At 37.7% G+C, this 19156-nt stretch carries 20 protein-coding genes; 10 read left to right on the top strand and 10 right to left on the bottom strand.

Annotation, left to right across the window (positions count from 1 at the left end):
* Nucleotides 1-31 precede the first annotated feature (31 nt).
* Genes OD90_RS07885 through panC form a run of 3 tightly spaced genes read right to left on the bottom strand, consistent with a single transcriptional unit; the run spans nucleotide 32 to nucleotide 2215 of the window.
* Nucleotides 32-937 carry a YbhN family protein gene (locus tag OD90_RS07885; protein ID WP_144668631.1) on the bottom strand — a complete coding sequence of 302 codons (906 nt, stop codon included), beginning with the start codon at nucleotides 935-937 and terminating at the stop codon, nucleotides 32-34.
* A gap of 54 nt (nucleotides 938-991) precedes the next feature.
* On the bottom strand, nucleotides 992-1342 hold the full coding sequence (panD, locus tag OD90_RS07880) for an aspartate 1-decarboxylase (RefSeq protein ID WP_144668629.1): 351 nt from the start codon (nucleotides 1340-1342) through the stop codon (nucleotides 992-994).
* A 24-nt stretch (nucleotides 1343-1366) separates the two neighbouring features.
* Nucleotides 1367-2215 carry a pantoate--beta-alanine ligase gene (gene panC, locus OD90_RS07875; RefSeq protein WP_144668627.1) on the bottom strand — a complete coding sequence of 283 codons (849 nt, stop codon included), beginning with the start codon at nucleotides 2213-2215 and terminating at the stop codon, nucleotides 1367-1369.
* Between the two features lie 110 nt (nucleotides 2216-2325).
* Between panC and OD90_RS07870 the strand changes: the two genes are divergently transcribed.
* The 3 genes from OD90_RS07870 to glmS are packed head-to-tail and all read left to right on the top strand — an operon-like array spanning nucleotide 2326 to nucleotide 6742.
* Complete coding sequence (locus tag OD90_RS07870) at nucleotides 2326-3141, top strand: glycogen/starch synthase (protein ID WP_144668625.1); 816 nt, start codon at nucleotides 2326-2328, stop codon at nucleotides 3139-3141.
* A 3-nt stretch (nucleotides 3142-3144) separates the two neighbouring features.
* A complete protein-coding gene (locus OD90_RS07865) occupies nucleotides 3145-4881 on the top strand; it encodes a DUF4270 domain-containing protein (protein WP_144668623.1) in 1737 nt (578 codons plus the stop codon).
* A gap of 13 nt (nucleotides 4882-4894) precedes the next feature.
* Complete coding sequence (gene glmS / locus OD90_RS07860) at nucleotides 4895-6742, top strand: glutamine--fructose-6-phosphate transaminase (isomerizing) (protein WP_144668621.1); 1848 nt, start codon at nucleotides 4895-4897, stop codon at nucleotides 6740-6742.
* 50 nt (nucleotides 6743-6792) lie between these two features.
* Here the strand turns inward: glmS and OD90_RS07855 are convergent, their stop codons facing one another.
* Entirely contained in the window at nucleotides 6793-7203 is a 411-nt protein-coding gene (locus tag OD90_RS07855; RefSeq protein ID WP_261374483.1) for a hypothetical protein, read from the bottom strand.
* A 267-nt stretch (nucleotides 7204-7470) separates the two neighbouring features.
* On the opposite strand from OD90_RS07855, the gene atpD reads away from it, so the two are divergent.
* Nucleotides 7471-8979 (top strand): F0F1 ATP synthase subunit beta, encoded by a 1509-nt coding sequence (gene atpD, locus OD90_RS07850; protein WP_144668617.1) that lies wholly within the window; start codon nucleotides 7471-7473, stop codon nucleotides 8977-8979.
* A 53-nt stretch (nucleotides 8980-9032) separates the two neighbouring features.
* On the top strand, nucleotides 9033-9308 hold the full coding sequence (locus OD90_RS07845; protein ID WP_144668615.1) for a FoF1 ATP synthase subunit delta/epsilon: 276 nt from the start codon (nucleotides 9033-9035) through the stop codon (nucleotides 9306-9308).
* Nucleotides 9309-9372: 64 nt separating this feature from the next.
* On the opposite strand, the gene OD90_RS07840 is transcribed toward OD90_RS07845, so the two are convergent.
* From OD90_RS07840 to OD90_RS07825, 4 genes are all read right to left on the bottom strand, one after another.
* Nucleotides 9373-9576, bottom strand: coding sequence for a helix-turn-helix domain-containing protein (locus tag OD90_RS07840; protein WP_144668613.1), 204 nt, complete (start codon nucleotides 9574-9576; stop codon nucleotides 9373-9375).
* Between the two features lie 3 nt (nucleotides 9577-9579).
* Entirely contained in the window at nucleotides 9580-10053 is a 474-nt protein-coding gene (locus OD90_RS07835) for a DUF2975 domain-containing protein (protein ID WP_144668611.1), read from the bottom strand.
* 9 nt (nucleotides 10054-10062) lie between these two features.
* Nucleotides 10063-10569 (bottom strand): DUF2975 domain-containing protein, encoded by a 507-nt coding sequence (locus OD90_RS07830; protein ID WP_144668609.1) that lies wholly within the window; start codon nucleotides 10567-10569, stop codon nucleotides 10063-10065.
* A gap of 129 nt (nucleotides 10570-10698) precedes the next feature.
* The gene (locus OD90_RS07825) at nucleotides 10699-12471 is read right to left on the bottom strand and encodes a M61 family metallopeptidase (protein WP_144668607.1); all 1773 of its coding nucleotides are present in this window, start codon (nucleotides 12469-12471) and stop codon (nucleotides 10699-10701) included.
* 137 nt (nucleotides 12472-12608) lie between these two features.
* Between OD90_RS07825 and OD90_RS07820 the strand changes: the two genes are divergently transcribed.
* The 3 genes from OD90_RS07820 (at nucleotide 12609) to bioA (ending at nucleotide 15712) form a co-directional block, all read left to right on the top strand.
* Entirely contained in the window at nucleotides 12609-13757 is a 1149-nt protein-coding gene (locus OD90_RS07820; RefSeq protein ID WP_261374482.1) for an aminotransferase class I/II-fold pyridoxal phosphate-dependent enzyme, read from the top strand.
* Nucleotides 13744-14376 (top strand): dethiobiotin synthase, encoded by a 633-nt coding sequence (gene bioD, locus OD90_RS07815; protein ID WP_144668603.1) that lies wholly within the window; start codon nucleotides 13744-13746, stop codon nucleotides 14374-14376. The genes OD90_RS07820 and bioD overlap by 14 nt, the downstream gene beginning before the upstream one ends.
* A gap of 67 nt (nucleotides 14377-14443) precedes the next feature.
* Nucleotides 14444-15712 carry an adenosylmethionine--8-amino-7-oxononanoate transaminase gene (gene bioA, locus OD90_RS07810; RefSeq protein WP_144668601.1) on the top strand — a complete coding sequence of 423 codons (1269 nt, stop codon included), beginning with the start codon at nucleotides 14444-14446 and terminating at the stop codon, nucleotides 15710-15712.
* Here the strand turns inward: bioA and OD90_RS07805 are convergent.
* Together OD90_RS07805 and OD90_RS07800 are read right to left on the bottom strand one after the other, a co-directional pair.
* Complete coding sequence (locus tag OD90_RS07805; RefSeq protein WP_144668599.1) at nucleotides 15709-16152, bottom strand: cytochrome c oxidase assembly factor Coa1 family protein; 444 nt, start codon at nucleotides 16150-16152, stop codon at nucleotides 15709-15711. The genes bioA and OD90_RS07805 overlap by 4 nt on opposite strands.
* A 3-nt stretch (nucleotides 16153-16155) precedes the next feature.
* Nucleotides 16156-16584 carry a cytochrome c oxidase assembly factor Coa1 family protein gene (locus OD90_RS07800; protein WP_144668598.1) on the bottom strand — a complete coding sequence of 143 codons (429 nt, stop codon included), beginning with the start codon at nucleotides 16582-16584 and terminating at the stop codon, nucleotides 16156-16158.
* A 138-nt stretch (nucleotides 16585-16722) separates the two neighbouring features.
* Between OD90_RS07800 and OD90_RS07795 the strand changes: the two genes are divergently transcribed.
* Together OD90_RS07795 and bioB are read left to right on the top strand one after the other, a co-directional pair.
* Nucleotides 16723-17880, top strand: coding sequence for a beta-ketoacyl synthase N-terminal-like domain-containing protein (locus OD90_RS07795; protein WP_144668596.1), 1158 nt, complete (start codon nucleotides 16723-16725; stop codon nucleotides 17878-17880).
* Between the two features lie 125 nt (nucleotides 17881-18005).
* Entirely contained in the window at nucleotides 18006-19100 is a 1095-nt protein-coding gene (gene bioB / locus OD90_RS07790) for a biotin synthase BioB (protein WP_144668594.1), read from the top strand.
* The last annotated feature ends 56 nt before the right edge of the window (nucleotides 19101-19156 follow it).

Raw genomic sequence — 19156 nt, 5'->3', positions numbered from 1 at the left:
TACGATTTAAGGTGTGAAAGTACTAAAAATATCAATCTTTCTTATAGAATAGTAAAATCAAGGAGCAAATCCCTCCTACTAGTATATTAAAGATCGTTTGTGTTCCCCATAATAACCATCCGAAAGTAGCTCCATCTTCATATCCAAAAAACGAAAAAATCGCAGCCATGGCTATTGGGTACAATCCTGTGCCACCATTTGTGGCACTCATTGAAAAGCCGCCCACTACAAATGCTGCAAGGATAACTCCAAAGGGAGCTTCAGAGGTACCTTCTACTGCAAACTTCATTATCCAAAACATGCCAATGTACATGGTCCAGATAAAAAGAGAGTGAAATATGAATGCAGCATTATTTTTCAAGTGTAAAATACTTTTTACACCATCTAGTAAGCCTAAGCCAAAATCTCTGATTTTTTTAATAAGAGGGTGGGATGATTTTTGAAGTAATCGCAGTCCTAAAATGCCTATACCTATGCCCAAAATTAATAGGATCATAAATCCTAAAGGATTTGCGTGTTCCTTAAAGTAGGAGATCAAGGCTGTAGATTGTAACATCACAGCAGTAGTCATAATAATTATTAATAAAATAAGATCTGCTATACGACCAGCTACTATGGTTCCAAAGCCTTTTTCAAAAGGTATGTTATCAGTTTTACTAAGAGAAACAGCCCGAAGTACTTCTCCAGATCTGATGACAAATGTATTTGCAAAATAGCCTATCATGATAGCCATAAAACTGTTGGCTAACCTTGGTTTATAACCTAATGGCTCCAGTAAAAAACCCCAGCGATATGCTCTTGATAGATGACTTAAAATTCCAAAAAGAATGGATAGTATAATCCAAATAGGGTTAACCGCTATAATGGCTTCCCACATAGAATCACGCTCGAGGGCAGTCATTTTACTGAGCTGATACCAGACTAAAAAAACTCCCACGAGTGGGAGTATGATCTTTAGAATTGTATTTAAATATTTTTTGGAAGCCAATTGTTAATTGAGCAAATTTGTATCTTCATTTGGGAAACACAAGGTAGGCTTGAATTTTTTTGCCTCCTCAACTTCCATAAAAGCATAGACAATTAGGATAAGAATATCTCCTTTTGCTACTTTCCTAGCTGCTGCGCCATTGAGGGTAATTTCTCCACTCTTTCTAGGTCCTGGGATTGCATACGTCTCCAGTCGCTCGCCATTTGTTACATTAACAATTTGAACGCGCTCTCCTTCAATCACATTTGCTGCGTCCATTAAGTCCTCATCTATAGTGATGCTCCCTATATAGTGAAGCTCCGCGCCTGTGACTGTAACGCGGTGTATTTTCGATTTTACAACATTTACTAACATAGAGTGCAAAGGTATGAAATTGGTCTAATTTAAGGCGATATTATCGATGAGTCTTACTTCTCCAGCATAGACTGCTAGAAAAGCACGGTATTTTGTTTCAGATCGCTTTCGCGAAAGCGGTTGTAAGTTTTGTGCATTTGCTATTTCAAAGTATTCTAGCTCAAGACTCTCTATCTCTGAAAACTTACGTTGTACAAAATCTTTTAAAACACTAGCAGAATCTTTGTGGAATCTTTTTTTTACCTCCTTCAATGTTTTGTAGATGAAAGGTGCGACGGTAAGTTGTTTAGGTGTTAAACGTGCGTTACGGCTACTCATAGCCAGTCCATTATTTTCTCTATAGATGGGGCATCCTATAATTTCTACACTGAGTCTTTCCTTTTTTACTAGACGTTTTACTATAGCGAGCTGCTGGAAATCTTTTTCTCCAAAGTAGGCTCTATCTGGATTTATTTGTCTAAAAAGCTTATTTAAAACAGTTCCTACACCATCAAAATGTCCGGGTCTGTGAGCGCCTTCCATTACATTTTCTAGCTCTCCAAAATTGTATTCATCAGAAGATATGTTGTCCCCATATACCTCTTTCGCAGATGGTGCATAAATGATAATATCTTTTGAAAGCGCATTTAAAAAAGCCACGTCTGCATCTAAAGTACGGGGATATGTTTCTAAATCTGATGCGTTGTTAAATTGCGTTGGGTTGACAAAAATGCTTACTACAACTAAGGCACAGTCTTTGCTGGCATAATTTACTAATGATGCATGACCCTCATGTAGTGCACCCATTGTGGGTACAAAACCGATGGTTTTTCCAGAAGTTTTTGCTTCTTGGATATGAGTCTGAATTTTATGATGAGCGGTGATAACCTGCACTTTACTTTAAATTTTAACGGAGTGCAAACTTACTAATATTACTGCTAAGTGCGTAAAAATTCGTACTTTTGCGTGTTTTTTACAAAGATTAACAACCTAATAATTGATATATGAAAGATAAGAGGATATTGTACGTGTCATCTGAAGTGATTCCTTACCTGCCAGAGACCGAGATTGCCTCTATGTCGTTTGATGCACCACAAATGGTAAATTCCAAAGGTGGTCAGATACGCATATTTATGCCGCGTTACGGTAACATTAACGAGCGCAGACACCAACTACACGAAGTGATACGACTTTCGGGAATGAATTTAGTTATCAATGATTTTGATATGCCCTTAATAATTAAGGTTGCATCTATCCCTAAAGAGCGTATACAGGTATACTTTATAGATAATGAAGAGTATTTTAAACGTAAAGCTACGTTTACAGATGAAGAAGGAAACCTTTTTCCAGATAATGATGAGCGTGCCATTTTCTTTGCAAAAGGTGTCGTAGAAACAGTAAAAAAATTAAACTGGGCTCCAGATATTATTCACGTACAAGGTTGGTTAGCTTCTCTACTACCACTTTACTTAAAGCAATATTACGCAAGTGAGCCATTATTTGCGCAAAGTAAAATTGTAACATCTATATATAATCAAGGCTTTGAAGGTGCTTTGAATGAAGAATTAATAAATAAAATCGCTTTTGATGGTGTAGACCCTCAAACCATTGAAGAGTTAGAGAGTCCTACTTATGAGAATCTCATGAAAGTTACTGTAAAGAATAGTGATGCAGTAATCGTTGGCTCGCCAGAACTTGATGAGAATCTTATGGAGATTGTTAATGCATCAGAGATTCCAGTATTGCCTTATAAGAAGAAAGAGGAGTTTCCTCAGGCTTATGAGGAATTTTACACTACCCAAGTTTTAGAAGAAGAATAGTTTATGAAAGTAAAGAATTTTGTAAAGCAAATCCTAGCGGTTATAGGGTTTGCATTTTTAATAGTAGCGTGTGAAGAAGATTTTGGTACTTTAGGAACAGATATTGTTGGTGAGGTTAATTTTGATACCAACCTCGCTGCTGATTTTAAAGTTGCAGCTTATAGTAAAAACTATGCAGATGGCACTTCTTTTAATGGAGTGCAAACAAATAATCTACCTGCAGGAGTTTTAGGGTTTTATAATGATCCTGTTTACGGACCTACTACAGCATCTTTATTGTCTCAAGTTACACTCTCTAATTATAATCCAGATTTTGGTAATGAAACTGTTATTGATAGTGTTGTTTTTTCAATGCCTTATTTTTCTCAGATAGTAGACACTGATGATGAAGGCAACAATACTTACGCTATTGATTCATTATTTGGTAATTCTGGAGATATGAAATTATCCTTATACCGCTCCAATTACTTTTTAAATAGTCTTGATCCAGACTCAGATTTTGAAAACCCAGCTGTTTATTTCTCTAATGAGATTGGTGGATTTACAGGAGTAGAAGGTGAACTTATTTTTGAACATTCGGAATTTTCTCCAAGTGCTTCTGAAATTGAACTTAAAACTCCCGTACTAGATGAAAACGGTGATCCAGTAGTCCCCGAAGAATTGGAAATTTCAGAGCGTTTGTCTCCAAGATTACGAGTAAGATTAGATGACCCAAGTGAGAACGAGGACGGTGTTACATTAGGAGCGATAGATTGGAATGAGGTGATTATTAATCAAGAAGGTCAAAATGTATTGCTTAATCAAAATTCATTTGTAGACTATTTTAGAGGTCTGTATTTTAAAGCTGAAAATATAGGAGGGAATGGGAGTTATTTTATTTTCAATCCACTTCAAAGTAATATTACTATATACTACTCCTTTACTGGAGAGAATACAAATGATGATCCAGATTCCATCTCAGATAATAATACAGGTAATATTGTATTAAACTTAGGAGGTGTAAATGCTGTTCAGTTTGACAATGATTTTACTATGAGCCCTATAGGAGCTGTTGATTTTAATTCGAATCAAAATACTGTTGATGGTGAGGAAAACCTATTTTTAAAAGGAGGAGATGGCTCAATTGCGCTAATTGATCTTTTCGGTAGAGATGAAGATGGTTTTTCAGAAGAATTAGAGATCTTGCGTTCTTGTAATGTACTTATTCGCGAAGCGAATCTGATTTTTTATGTTGATCAAGAAAACTTAGGCCAAGAAGGTACTGGTGTTAATGAGCCTGAACGTATATTTATTTATGACTTTGATAATAATTCAACACTTTTAGATGCTGCATTAGATCCAACTACAGGTGCTACGAGTGGTGCTTTGGATACAAGAATAAATCATCTTGGAAGACTTACTAGAGAAGTGGATGGTGACCTAACTAGTGCAGGCGTAAGTTATAAATTACGATTAACACAGCATATTAATAATATTGTAAGGAATGATTCTACGAATGTTCGTTTAGGTCTTGCGGTATCCCAAAATGTTACAGCACTAGGAAATTCGCTAATAGGAGGTCAAGAAAACATTGAGAATAACAATCGAGTACCAGGATCTTCAGTTATTTCTCCTGAAGGCACTATTTTACATGGAAATGCAAGTTCAGTAGAAGCAAAGCGTCTTAAATTACGCATCTACTATACAACAACAGAAGAAATTGATCCTAACAGTCCGTGTGGACTTATCTTAGGACTTTAAAAAGAAATTATTTATGTGCGGAATTGTTGGATATATAGGAAGTCGAGAGGCTTATCCAGTGGTGGTTCAAGGTTTAGAAAGACTAGAATATAGAGGGTACGATAGTGCTGGAATTGCGCTTTATGATGGGACTGACCTAAAGTTTTCAAAAACAAAAGGGAAGGTTTCAGATCTCCGAAATAAACTAGAATCAGAAATAAGCACGAAAGGTTCGATTGGAATTGGTCATACAAGATGGGCTACACATGGTGTGCCTAATGATGTGAATTCCCATCCACACTTTTCAAATTCTGGAAACCTTGTGATTATTCATAATGGTATCATTGAAAATTACGATCCTTTAAGAAAAGAATTAATTCAAAGAGGTTATACATTTGAATCGGATACAGATACTGAGGTTTTGGTGAACCTTATTGAGGATGTAAAAAAGAATGAGAACGTTAAGCTGGGGAAAGCGGTGCAAATAGCACTAAATCAGACTATTGGGGCGTATGCGATCGCTGTTTTTGATAAGTCAAAACCAGATGAGATTGTAGTAGCACGTTTAGGTAGTCCGCTAGCTATTGGTGTAGGGAAAGACGAATTTTTTATTGCATCAGATGCAACTCCATTTTTAGAATATACTAAAAAGACCATCTACCTAAAAGATGGTGAGATGGCTGTAGTGAGAAACCATAAGAAATTAAAGGTATTTAATATTAAAGATGATTCACTTGTGGTCCCTTATATTGAAACCTTAAAGCTTAATCTAGAGCAAATAGAAAAAGGAGGATACGATCATTTTATGCTTAAAGAAATTTATGAGCAACCTCAAGCTATAAAAGACACTTTTAGGGGGCGCATGCTTGTGAAGGAGGGGATCATTAAAATGGCTGGAGTAGATGATAATCTCGAAAAATTTAAAAATGCAAGGCGCATTATTATAATTGCCTGCGGTACCTCTTGGCATGCAGGTCTTGTTGCAGAATATATCTTTGAAGAATTCGCACGTATCCCTGTCGAAGTGGAATATGCTTCTGAGTTTAGATATCGTAACCCTGTAATTCTTAAGGATGATGTTGTGATCGCTATTTCGCAAAGTGGAGAGACCGCAGATACAATGGCTGCTATAAAGCTAGCTAAGGAGCAAGGGGCGTTCGTTTTTGGTGTTTGCAATGTTGTAGGTTCTTCAATATCTAGAATCACCGATGCAGGCGCTTATACTCATGCTGGACCAGAAATTGGCGTTGCAAGTACAAAAGCTTTTACAACTCAAATTACCATTCTTACTTTAATAGCCTTAAGGCTTGCTCAGGCAACAGGTAGAATGTCAGATTCAACTTTTAGAAATTATCTACAAGAATTAGAGCGAATTCCGAAAAAAGTAGAAGAAGCGCTTAAATGCAATGACCAGGCAGAGATTGTTGCTGCACAATACAAGGATGCTTCAAATGCACTTTATTTAGGACGTGGATATAATTTTCCAGTGGCACTTGAAGGAGCATTAAAGCTTAAAGAGATCTCATATATTCATGCAGAAGGATATCCAGCAGCAGAAATGAAGCATGGTCCCATAGCCTTGATAGATGAGCAAATGCCTGTTTTTGTAATTGCCATGAAGAAAGGGCATTATGAAAAGGTAGTGAGTAATATAGAAGAAATAAAAGCCCGTAGCGGGAAAATTATTGGAATTGTTACAGAAGGTGATAAAGAAGTTAAAAAACTAGCAGATCATGTTATTGAAATTCCTGAGACACTAGAACCATTAACACCTATACTCGCAACAATACCCTTACAGCTACTTTCCTATCATATAGCTTTAATGCTTGATAAGAATGTAGATCAACCACGCAACCTAGCGAAATCTGTAACGGTGGAATAATTAATATATTTATAACCTGTCAAAGCCTTCTCACACAAGAGAAGGCTTTTTCATTTAGTAATAATTTTTCTAGTTTTCTTGTTAGAGTTCTCGTTTACTAACACAACTTTATGTACCCACTCCATCGCCTCACTAAGTGTATTAAAAATTTCAAAGGGTTTTTTGTAAAATGAACTCTCGTAATTAGCTGTAGATTGCTTGTCTGGTTGGTCAGATACAATAGCGATACCAACTAAATTATGAATTTTTGAAGTTTCAATATAGGTAAGTGGGTCCACGGTATAAGAAAAGTGTCTGTTTGAAATATACACTACAGGTTTATTTGCAAAATGCTGATCAATTACTGTTTGTGTTGCGATATTATGTGCTGGAGTAATAACTACTCCTTCCCTAATTTGATTCACTAAAAATTCATCAAAGACAAAAACTTCAGATATTCCCAAATCGTAGTAATGAAACATTCCCATAGTGATATCAAGTTGATTTCCATAAATATAAGGAAGATCTCTCTGATGTAGATGGGATTATTATTAATTTAACCGACATCATAATTAAAATGGTGATATTTTGCTTTCGCGAAAGCGTACTCCATAGATTTTCTTCTATCGTAATAAGATTCATTAAAACTTTAAAATCCTATTTCTGTATAAAATATTAAACAGTATCTTTGCGCCACGAAAAATGATAAGTTTTTCACTTTTATTTTGCTAAACATTAAACAGATACTAATGTCACAGGTTACAGGTAAAGTTGCACAGATTATAGGCCCAGTAGTAGATGTCGCTTTTGAAAGCGGATCTGCCTTACCAAAAATTTATGATTCACTAGAAGTTACAAATGCTGACGGAACATTACTTGTTCTAGAAGTACAATCACACATTGGAGAGAATACAGTACGTACCATCTCTATGGATTCTACAGATGGATTAAGTCGAGGAGTTGATGCAGTAGCAACGGGATCTGCAATACAAATGCCAATAGGTGATGATATTTACGGTCGTTTGTTTAATGTGATAGGTGATGCTATCGATGGTATGGAAAACCTTCCTAAAGCAGGAGATGCAGGTTTGCCTATACACCGTAGCGCGCCAAAATTTGAAGATTTATCAACCTCTACGGAAGTACTTTTTACGGGTATTAAAGTAATTGACCTTATTGAGCCTTACGCAAAAGGTGGTAAGATTGGTTTATTTGGTGGAGCAGGAGTAGGTAAAACAGTACTTATTCAAGAGTTGATTAACAATATCGCAAAAGGTCACGGTGGTCTCTCTGTATTTGCAGGAGTTGGAGAACGTACACGTGAAGGAAATGACCTTTTGAGAGAGATGCTTGAGTCTGGTATTATCAAATACGGAGATGACTTTATGCACTCTATGGAAGAAGGTGGATGGGATCTTTCTAAAGTTGATAAAACAGCGATGAGAGACTCAAAAGCAACTTTCGTATTCGGTCAAATGAATGAACCACCTGGAGCACGTGCTCGTGTTGCACTTTCAGGTCTTACGATAGCTGAGTATTTCCGTGATGGAGCAGGAGAAGGACAAGGAAAAGATGTACTTTTCTTCGTAGATAATATCTTCCGTTTCACACAAGCAGGTTCTGAGGTATCTGCACTTCTTGGACGTATGCCATCTGCAGTAGGTTACCAACCTACACTTGCAACAGAGATGGGAGCGATGCAAGAGCGTATTACTTCTACAAAGAGAGGATCTATTACATCTGTACAAGCGGTTTACGTACCTGCAGATGACCTTACCGATCCAGCACCAGCTACAACCTTTGCTCACCTTGATGCAACTACAGTACTTTCACGTAAAATTGCAGAGTTAGGTATTTACCCAGCGGTAGATCCACTTGATTCCACATCACGTATCCTTACTGCAGATATTTTAGGTAATGAGCATTATGATTGTGCACAGCGTGTAAAAGAGTTATTACAACGTTACAAAGAGCTTCAAGATATTATTGCTATCCTTGGTATGGAAGAATTATCTGAGGAAGATAAAATGGCCGTAGGACGTGCACGTCGTGTACAACGTTTCCTTTCTCAGCCATTCCACGTAGCAGAGCAGTTTACAGGTATCCCAGGAGTATTGGTAGATATTAAAGAAACAATCAAAGGATTTAATATGATTATGGATGGAGAGTTAGATCACCTTCCAGAAGCAGCATTTAACCTTAAAGGAACCATCGAAGAGGCGATTGAAGCGGGAGAAAAAATGCTTCAAGAGGCTTAATAGATATTTCATTACGCTTTCGCGAAAGCGGTAACGTATCAAAACAATAAACTATGCATTTAGAAATTGTCACTCCAGAAGCATCTCTAGTAAGCGGTGAGGTAACCTCAGTAACGGTACCTGGCGTAGATGGAGAATTCCAAATGTTAAATAATCATGCGGCCATTGTTTCTTTGCTAGAAAAAGGAACGGTACGCTTTGAGGGAAACCCTGCGATTGCAAAAGGATTTGAAAATAAATTTACTAAAGTAGATGGTCAATGGTCGCTAGCGATTGCCAGCGGTACTGTCGAAATGAATAACAATAAAGTAATTGTACTAGCAGATTAAGCGAGAACTTTTACTAAGATTTAAAGCCCAAATTCTATAATTGAATTTGGGCTCTTTTATTGAATTATTCGGTGTAAGCAAGTATATCCCCAGGTTGGCAATCTAGCGCTTTACAAATGGCTTCAAGGGTAGAAAAGCGTACTGCCTTGGCCTTACCTGACTTAAGTATGGAAAGATTTGCTTCTGTAATCCCTACAATCTCTGCGAGCTCCTTGCTTTTCATCTCACGATCTACCAGTACTTTGTCTAAGTTTATTGTGATAGGCATAGGTTATATGGTTAGGTCGTTTTCAGATTTGAGTTGGTAACCCGTTTGCGCCATATCTGCTATGATTAAAACAATAAGCCCTACAATAGTAAGTAAGAAATCAACAAGTATTATTCCAATTGCCACAGACTCTTCCATTTCATTAGCTACTCTTACAATGTCAATAATACCTGTTAGTACTCCTAAGAATAGGAAAATGCTTCCTGCAATTCTCAATAATTTTTTAGCTAATTCTGTGAAAAAACCTTGTTTAATAATTGTATAGATACATTTAAAGCTTAGGCAAAGCCCAATGAATATAATAACAGAGCTTACATGCCCAATAATAAAGTTATACTTACCAAATACTACTCTATCCTCTGTCGCTTTGTACAATTCGGTATAATAGTCCCACATATATATCAATGAAATAAAGTGTAATATGTAGAGAAGTATACCTATGGTGGTAATTGTTAAGAGTATTTTAAGTTTATTCATCTGATGTGTTTATATAGTTAGATTGTTTTCTTCATTGATAGTCTGTGCTTTAGCAAATGCTTCACTCAAAAACATAAAGAAAAGCCCAAAGAGAATAAATACAAGCATAGTCACTTCAATATTTGTAGACATCCGACTGAAAGCTGTCAAGTCTATAAGCCATTTAACTATTGAACCATAAATACCTATTACTACAAAGTATCTCCCAATATTTTTAAATTTCCTTGAAATCTCTGTGGTGAAAAATACTCCTTTCGAAAGTTGATCTACGGTATCTTTTATGAGCTTAATTGCTAGAATGTATAAAATATAAATCCCAGCTAGATATAATAAAATAATGTTAGTCTGCAAAGAAGATAAATAGTTAAGGTCGATCGCATCAATAGAGAAAATCATCTCCATTTTCTTATGGGTAGACAAACGATAGGGAATCACAATCATCCCAATTGCAAATATCAAGAGAGTTATGTAATAGTAAATAGAAATCAGTTTTCTAAGAATAGTGAGATTTTTCATTTTATTATCGTTTTACAATAACAAATATATAAAAATTATTGAAAAACAATAATTTTATTTAAAAATTAGACCTAAAAATCCCCAGCACTATTTTTAGTGCTGGGGATATAGCTTTTAAAGATTATCCTATTACTTTTCTTGCAACCAGTATTTTCTGAGCTTACGAGCTTTTATACCTGCGTTTTCATCGGTAGCGATGGTGTAGGTAGGATCTGCGCTTACTATTAGGTTTGTGGTTGCCTCGCTACCAAAACGTTTATAAGTCACTGCAATCGTTTGACCTACAGTAAGCTTTTTAACTAGCTCATTATAGGCATCTACAGTCGTTATCGCTTCTCCATCTATTACGGTTATAAGATCACCTTTATTGAGACCTGCTGAGTACGCAGGTGTTCCTTTTGAGGTAGCTCGGGCAATGCTTAATCCGCCTTCTGAGGGGTTCAGGTCTAACCCTAAATAAGGTTTGTTTTTGTCTTGTTTAATCGTCAGTCCGGCATTGGTAAATAGGTTTTGATAATCTGGCATCTTACTGTTATATATGTATTGGGAGAAGAACGCTTTCGCGAAAGCGTCACCCGCATACCCAGCTAACACATTTTCAAGATCTTGAATACTGTATGAGACCTCCTTTTTTCCAAACTGATTCCATACCGCTTTAAAATAATCGTCGAGATTGAGTCCCTGTTGGCGTAAGGAGAGATCAAGCGCAAGCCCTAAAACGCTACCATATGAATAGTAGGAAATAAAGGTGTTATTTCTGTTTACAGGATCAACTGATGTAGCCGCATCTACAAAAGGTGCTTGGTAGCTCATCTCAATAGGGTTAAAATAGTCGCGGGCGGGTGAGTTCCATACATAATTAAACGTTCTATTCAAACCTTCTACATATGCTTCACTAGATATCACACCAGCACGAGCAAGAATAAGATTGGTGTAGTAGCTGGTAAACCCTTCGGCAAACCAAAGTGACCCACTCATATTTGCAGCTGTAAAGTCAAAGGGCTGTAGATCTGCTGGGCGTATGCGCTCCACATTCCAGGAGTGGAAAAATTCGTGCGATACGGTTACAATGTTTCCTTTCATACCGCCTTCGGCTAGTGACTCACTATCTGTAAGGATGGTACTATTGCGGTGCTCCATCCCGTCACCAGAAACGTGGGGGGCGTAACAAGCAAGAAAAGTGTATTCGCCATAATCATAAGTAGGCAACTCTCCAAAGACTTCTTTTTGTTCCAAAACAATGGCCTTTACCTTGTCCCAATAGGTATCAAAATCTTCGGCAGTGTCATTACTATGTAAAACAAAACGTATGTTTTGACCTTCTACCATAAACTCGCGTAGCTGGTAATCACCTATCTCCGTAGGGCTGTCAAAAAAGTATTGTAAATCTGGTGCACCGTACTTTGTGTCGTTTATTTTTTTGAGTTGTGTAGCTACCTTCCAGTTCAAATCTTGACGCACCTCAAAATTAATTTCTATAGGTCTATGCTCATAACCTTCCATAAACATAAAAGTGGCTGGCATGTTAAGATGCGCATGTGACTCATCTATTTGTGAGTACGTACCATCAGCTCGATTTGCAAACAAGGTGTATGTAATTTTGATTGTTCCATCATGACCCGTTATTTCCCAAGAATAGGGATCTGGACGTTTTACCGACAACAATTTTCCTTTACTATTGGTTGCTTTAAAATCAAAGACATTTTTTGCAAACTCATGGATCGCATATCGACCAGGTGAGCTGCGGCTCATTTGCACGTGAACGGTGAGCTCTTTTAAATTTGGAAAAGTGACCTCGACTTCTGCCTCGTGGTGCACAGCATTATCAAAAGAAATAGCATAGTGATTCACTTGACCATAAGAAACTGCGGTCCATAAAAGTGTAATAAGCAATAAACGCATAGAAAGATTTTTAAAATTTAAAAGTTGGCAACAAAGGGTATACTTGGACTTGCAAAAAGTCAACTTCAAAAACTATCTTTACCGCTATGTTGCCACCTAAGCTACAAAAAAAATTAGATGCACGAGCTGTTCAAAATATGCAGCGCACCTTACCTGTATTAAAGGAAGGTGTCGATTTCTCGTCTAATGATTACTTAGGTTTTTCTAATAATCCCGCTTTCGCGAAAGCGATCTCCAAAAATGCACATCAAATTCTACAGCGCCACGGACTTTATAGCAACGGAGCTACAGGCAGCAGATTGATAACTGGGAATCATAAACTCTATGAACTTGCCGAAACACGCATCGCTCAATTTCATGGAGGTCCATCCGCTTTACTATTTAATAGCGGTTATGATGCTAATGTAGGTTTTTTTCAGTCTGTACCGCAGCGTGGAGATATCATTTTATACGATGAGTATATACATGCCAGTATACGAGATGGGATTCAAATGAGTTTTGGTAAAGGCTTTAAATTTAAGCATAACAGTCTTGCAGATTTAGAAGAGACCGTATGTAGGCTTCGTGATAATTATCATATTACTGATCGGCCAAATGATATTGAAATCTATGTTGTTACCGAATCTGTGTTTTCTATGGACGGTGATTCTCCAGACTTAGTAAAAATGGCTAACCTCTGTAAAAAGTTTAACCTAAAGTTTGTGGTAGACGAAGCCCATGCAGTAGGTGTCTTAGGAGATCAAGGAGAGGGACTGGTTCAAGATTTAAATATAGTCGATAAAGTGTTTGCACGTATTGTGACATTTGGTAAAGGCATGGGTGCTCATGGTGCGGCTATTATTGGGAGCGCGGACTTAAAAACGTACCTCATTAATTTTGCCCGATCGTTTATCTATACTACAGGTTTGCCGCCACATAGTGTAGCAATCATCATTGCTGCTTATGAGTATCTGAGTGATCAACACGCTAAAGATGTTTCGGTTGTAACCCAACTCCAATCCGTTATCCTCAATTTTAAGAGAGAACTAGATTCATACGATATCGCACATCATTTTATAGAATGCCACGCTGCGATACACTGTATTGTCATTGCTGGAGTAGAAAAGGTTCAAAATATAGCTAAAGAGTTAGCAGCTTTAGGCCTTTCAATAAAGCCGATTCTTTCCCCCACGGTAGCAAAAGGACAAGAACGTTTGCGCATTTGTTTACATGCGTATAATACAGAAGAAGAAATACATAGTTTGGTAACTTATCTAAACAAGAAATTAAGGAATGACACAATCTAAAAACACCTATTTCATAACCGGAATTTCAACCGAGGTAGGTAAAACAGTAGCAGCAGCGATAGTAACTCAAGCACTGGAAGCAGATTATTGGAAACCTATACAAGCAGGAGATGTTGAGAATAGTGATACCCATAAGATAAAACGCTATGTTACGTCAGAAAAAACAACCTTTCACGACAATGCATTCACTTTAAATACACCAATGAGTCCGCACGCGGCGGCGGCAATAGATGGAGTTGAGATAACTGCGAAAGACATAATCCGTCCAGAAACCAAAAACTCACTGGTTATTGAAGGAGCTGGAGGTTTATTGGTGCCTATAAATGATATTGAAACGATAGCCGATCTCATGGCGCAATCGGATAAAATAATTTTAGTGTCGCGTCACTATTTAGGGAGTATCAACCACACTTTAATGACGATTGAATTATTAAAGTCTCGAGGTCTAGAAATTGGCGGAATCATATTTTCTGGAGATAAACATCCTACCACAGAGGACATCATTCAAAAAATGGGTCAAGTGCCGGTGATAGGTCGTATAGAAGAAGAACCGTACTTTGATAAAAACGTAATAGCAGAGTATGCAGATCGCTTTCGCGAAAGCTTAAAAAACCTATAATCGCTGTTTCAAAACAGTTTTCATAAGCAGTAAACACCGCACGTAACTCTCAATAAACCTTTCCATCGTGACCAATCAAGAAAAAGACGCATCATATCTGTGGCACCCACTCACTCAACATAAAACAGCCAAGCAACCCGTACTGATTGAGCGTGCAAAAGGTGCGCTGTTGTATGACGATGCAGGCAATGAATATATAGATGGAATTGCTTCTTGGTATACCTGTATGTATGGCCACGGTAATGAATATATCACAAAGGCCATGTATGACCAAATGCAAGCACTTGACTTTGTCATGTTTAGTGGGTTTACGCATCCACCAGCAATTACACTCGCAGAGAAATTAATGGAAATACTTCCAGCCAATCAGCAAAAGATTTTCTTTAACGATAATGGTTCTACAGCAGTAGAGGCAGCTATAAAAATGGCATTTCAGTATTACCACAACCAAGGAGATAAACGAGATACGCTTATTGCTTTTGAAGATGGCTTTCATGGAGATACTTTTGGAGCGATGAGTGCTTCAGGGCTAAGTTCATATAATGGTCCTTTTGAAGATTTATTACTTAAAGTCATTCGTATTCCCACTCCGCAGAAAGATACTATAGACGCTGTTTGTAGTCAGTTAGAAGCTGTTTTGACTGAGAATAAATGTGCTGCTTTTATATTCGAACCCTTAGCGCAAGGTGCCGCAGGAATGAAATTTCACAGTGCCCAAGGTTTAGATGCATTACTCAAACTGTGTAAACAACACGATGTACTCACTATAGCCGATGAGATAATGACCGGCTTCGGGAAAACAGGTACAGATTTTGCCGTAGATCAGCTAGAAAATAAACCAGACGTGATGTGTTTAAGCAAGGCGCTTACTGCGGGTATGTTTCCGCTCAGTATTACAAGTTGTACCCAAACTATTTTTGATGGCTTTTTAAGCGACGAGGTACATAAAGGTTTTTTTCATGCACATACCTTTAGTGCACACCCTGTAGGTTGTGCGGCTGCCATTGCTGGAATTGAACTATTACAAAGTACGGAAATAGTAGCACGTAGGAAAGAGATTGAGGAGAAGCATCACGCTTTCGCGAAAGCGATATCCTCACACCCCAATGCATCCCAAGTGCGTGTTAAGGGTGTCATTTTTGCTTTGGACCTGAATGTAAAAATGGAACGCTACGGAAACTTACGAGATGAATTATATCAATTCTTTATGCAACGAGGGGTGGCATTACGTCCTTTAGGTAATACTATTTATGCATTGCCCCCTTATGTAATCACAAACAATCAATTAGAAAAGATCTATACTGTTATTGAAGAAGCGTTAGATAATTTTAATTAATCTTCTTCTAAAAGCTCAGGTTTTAGATCTATTACTCGATCGCTATCGTCAATGGTGATCATGTATACTTCGTATACAGTTTTCTCATCCTCTTTGCGTGTACTAATGTTTATGATTGCTGTCCCATTAGGACCTTTGATAGGAACTGTTGAATTAGCGGTTTTGACACCAATATCAATAGAAATGTTGTAACTCCCAAACCCATTAGATTCAATAGGCTCCCCTATAATGGAAATTAACTCCGTATTTTGTTGAGCGTCCCTAAGTGCGGTATCAGAATTGGTCTCAGTCTTAATTTTATTGGTTAATGCAAAAACCCCGCCTAATAGAATGATAATTCCTACAATGATAATTGTAAGACAACCTCCTACTGGAACGGCCCATTTCCAGTTGCGTTTCCACCACGAAGGTCGTTCTATCAGTTCGTTGTTGTTTTCCATACCTTAGTTGTTCATCTTGTCTGTGATATCAATAATTTCTCCAGTTTCATCCACTGTAATTGTAAATAATTCGTAGTTCCAGTCATCGTCTTTTTTGGCAGCTTTTACTTTTAGAGTCCCGTTACTTTTTTTGCCACGCAACCTCATATCAATATCCATTAGATTAGGATTTTCTTCTGGATCATAATCGCTGTCATCAATATTAATGGGCTTGCCAAGCGCCGTTGCGATCTCTTTATTTTTTTGAACTTCTAACATAACCTCCATAAAGGCAAAAACATTAGTCTTCTCAGACATAGTGCTACTCACTTTATAAACACCGTAACCTACAAAGCTTAAAACGATAATGATTATTGTAAGACAGCCACCAGTGGGAAGCGCCCATTTCCAGTTTCTTTTCCACCAAGATGGTCTTAATTCTGTTGTGTTCATACATTGATTTTAGTTACTTACATATGTATATATCTGCAAATCAATGTTACAAGATTCCTAAGATTTTTTAATAAAATAGTTCTTTTGCGCTCCATCTAAACCGTATTTTTGTGCATTAAAACAAAACTCATTTTTTCTGTGAAAACACCCATTGCAATTACTGGTTTAGGTTCTATTTCTCCCCTTGGCACTACTCTTGAAGAGCAGTGGGAAGCTTATCAACATAAGCCTACGGCAATTAGATGGGACGAAAAGATGGAAGCTTTTACCGCGACATTAACTGAGGAGGGAAAAGCTGCTGTAAAGGACTTGAAGAAGGAGAATACAGCCTATTTAAGATTAGACCCATCTGTACTATATGCTATTATAGCTGGTAGAAAAGCGGTTGCTCAAGCTGGATGGAAAGATGGAGATTTTGGAATCAATGTAGGTTCCTCAAGAGGAGCTACCCAACTTTTTGAAAAATATTACGAAGCATTTAAAAAACGTAATATTACACCAACGCTTACTTCGCCATCTACCACGTTAGGAAATATTTCTTCGTGGCTAGCACAAGATCTTAAGAGCACCGGTCCAGATATATCACATTCAATTACTTGTAGTACAGCTTTACATGCGTTACTTAATGGAGTTGCTTGGTTACAGGCAGGAATGGCTGAAAAGTTTCTCGTAGGGGGGTCTGAAGCGGCACTTACACCGTTCACGCTAGCACAAATGAAAGCAATGAAGCTTACCCTTACAGAAGATGAAGCAAGCTCTTTGTACCCAAGTCAAGCCCTTAATCTTTTTAAGAAAAAAAATACGATGGCATTAGGGGAAGGAGCTGCAGCTGCTTGTCTTGAACTTGGAAAACAAAAAAATGCACTTGCTTACGTAACAGGTGTTGGTTATGCAACAGAAGTGATTGATCACGCTGTTTCACTATCAACTACCGGAGAGTGTTTTAAAGATTCTATGAAAATGGCCTTAGGGAAAACTTCCGCTTCAGAAATAGATGCTGTTGTGATGCATGCTCCTGGAACTATTAAAGGAGACAATTCTGAGATGGAGGCTATAAAATCAATTTATGGAGATGATCTTCCATTACTTACAACCAATAAGTGGAAAATAGGTCACACTTTTGGGGCCAGTGGCTTATTAAGCTTAGAACTTGCGGTACAGATGTTACGAGAACAATCTTTTGTGGGAGTGTCTTACCTTAAGGAGCCTACAGGGCCTAAGAAGCTTAATAAGATTATGATAAACGCTGTTGGCTTTGGCGGTAACGCAGTGAGTATAATTATAGATAAAGCATAGGTTTGAAGTGATTGTTGTTTTTGCGCTTTCGCGAAAGCGTAACTTCAAAACCCTTTTATATCTAAAATTAAAAAAATCTCTTTACGAGCCACTATCAACTAATCACTATTTCCTATTTTTGAGATATGACAGAATTACGACACGACTGGACTAAAGATGAGATACTAGAGATTTATAACACTCCGCTTATGGAATTGTTATATAAGGCAGCAAGTGTGCATAGGGAACATCATGATCCTAATACAGTACAAGTATCTACTTTGTTATCTATTAAAACCGGAGGGTGTCCAGAAGATTGTGGTTACTGTCCACAAGCAGCAAGGTATCATACAGATATTGAGGGGAATGAACTCATGTCTGTACGCCAAGTGAAAGCACAAGCTTTACGCGCAAAAGCGTCTGGAAGTAGCCGTGTTTGTATGGGTGCTGCATGGCGTAATGTAAAAGATGGTCCTGAGTTTGATAATGTATTAGAAATGGTACGTACCATTAATAAACTTGATATGGAAGTGTGCTGTACACTTGGTATGGTAACCGAAAATCAAGCAGAGCGTCTTGCCGAAGCTGGATTATACGCTTACAACCACAACCTAGATACTTCTGAAGATTATTATAAGGACGTTATTTCTACAAGAGCTTTTGAAGATCGTCTCGATACTATTTCAAATGTTCGAAAGACGAACGTTACAGTATGTTCTGGTGGGATCATAGGTATGGGTGAAGAAGTGGCAGACCGCGCAGGAATGCTAGTGGCACTTGCAAAATTAGACCCACAGCCAGAGAGTACACCAATTAATGCATTGGTAGCCGTACCAGGAACCCCAATGGAAGAAATAGAACCTATCTCTATCTGGGAGATGATTCGTATGGTTGCAACAACGCGTATCGTTTTACCACAAACACAGGTTAGATTGAGCGCAGGGAGAACAGATATGAGTAGAGAAGGGCAAGCAATGTGTTTCTTTGCTGGTGCAAACTCAATCTTTGCGGGTGATAAACTTCTCACGACACCTAATCCTGATGTAAATGAGGATATGAAGATGTTTGATTTACTTGGACTCACTCCAATGAAACCATTTGTGAAAAAAGCACAGCCAGAAACAGTAGAAGCAGTAGACTCTCAAGTGCAACCTAAGGGCGAAAAACCAAAATGGTCGAGACCAGGTCACAAAATCGAGCGTAACGAAGCTGCAAAATTAGCTGGGAAAGCCTTAAAATAATCTATACTTCATGCTTGTGAGCTAAGCACGTAAAAAAATATTATAAGAGAGGCCAT

Origin of the sequence: Dokdonia sp. Hel_I_53, from assembly GCF_007827465.1 — a bacterium.
Lineage (GTDB): Bacteria > Bacteroidota > Bacteroidia > Flavobacteriales > Flavobacteriaceae > Dokdonia.
This window is presented reverse-complemented; position numbering and strand designations above follow the sequence as displayed.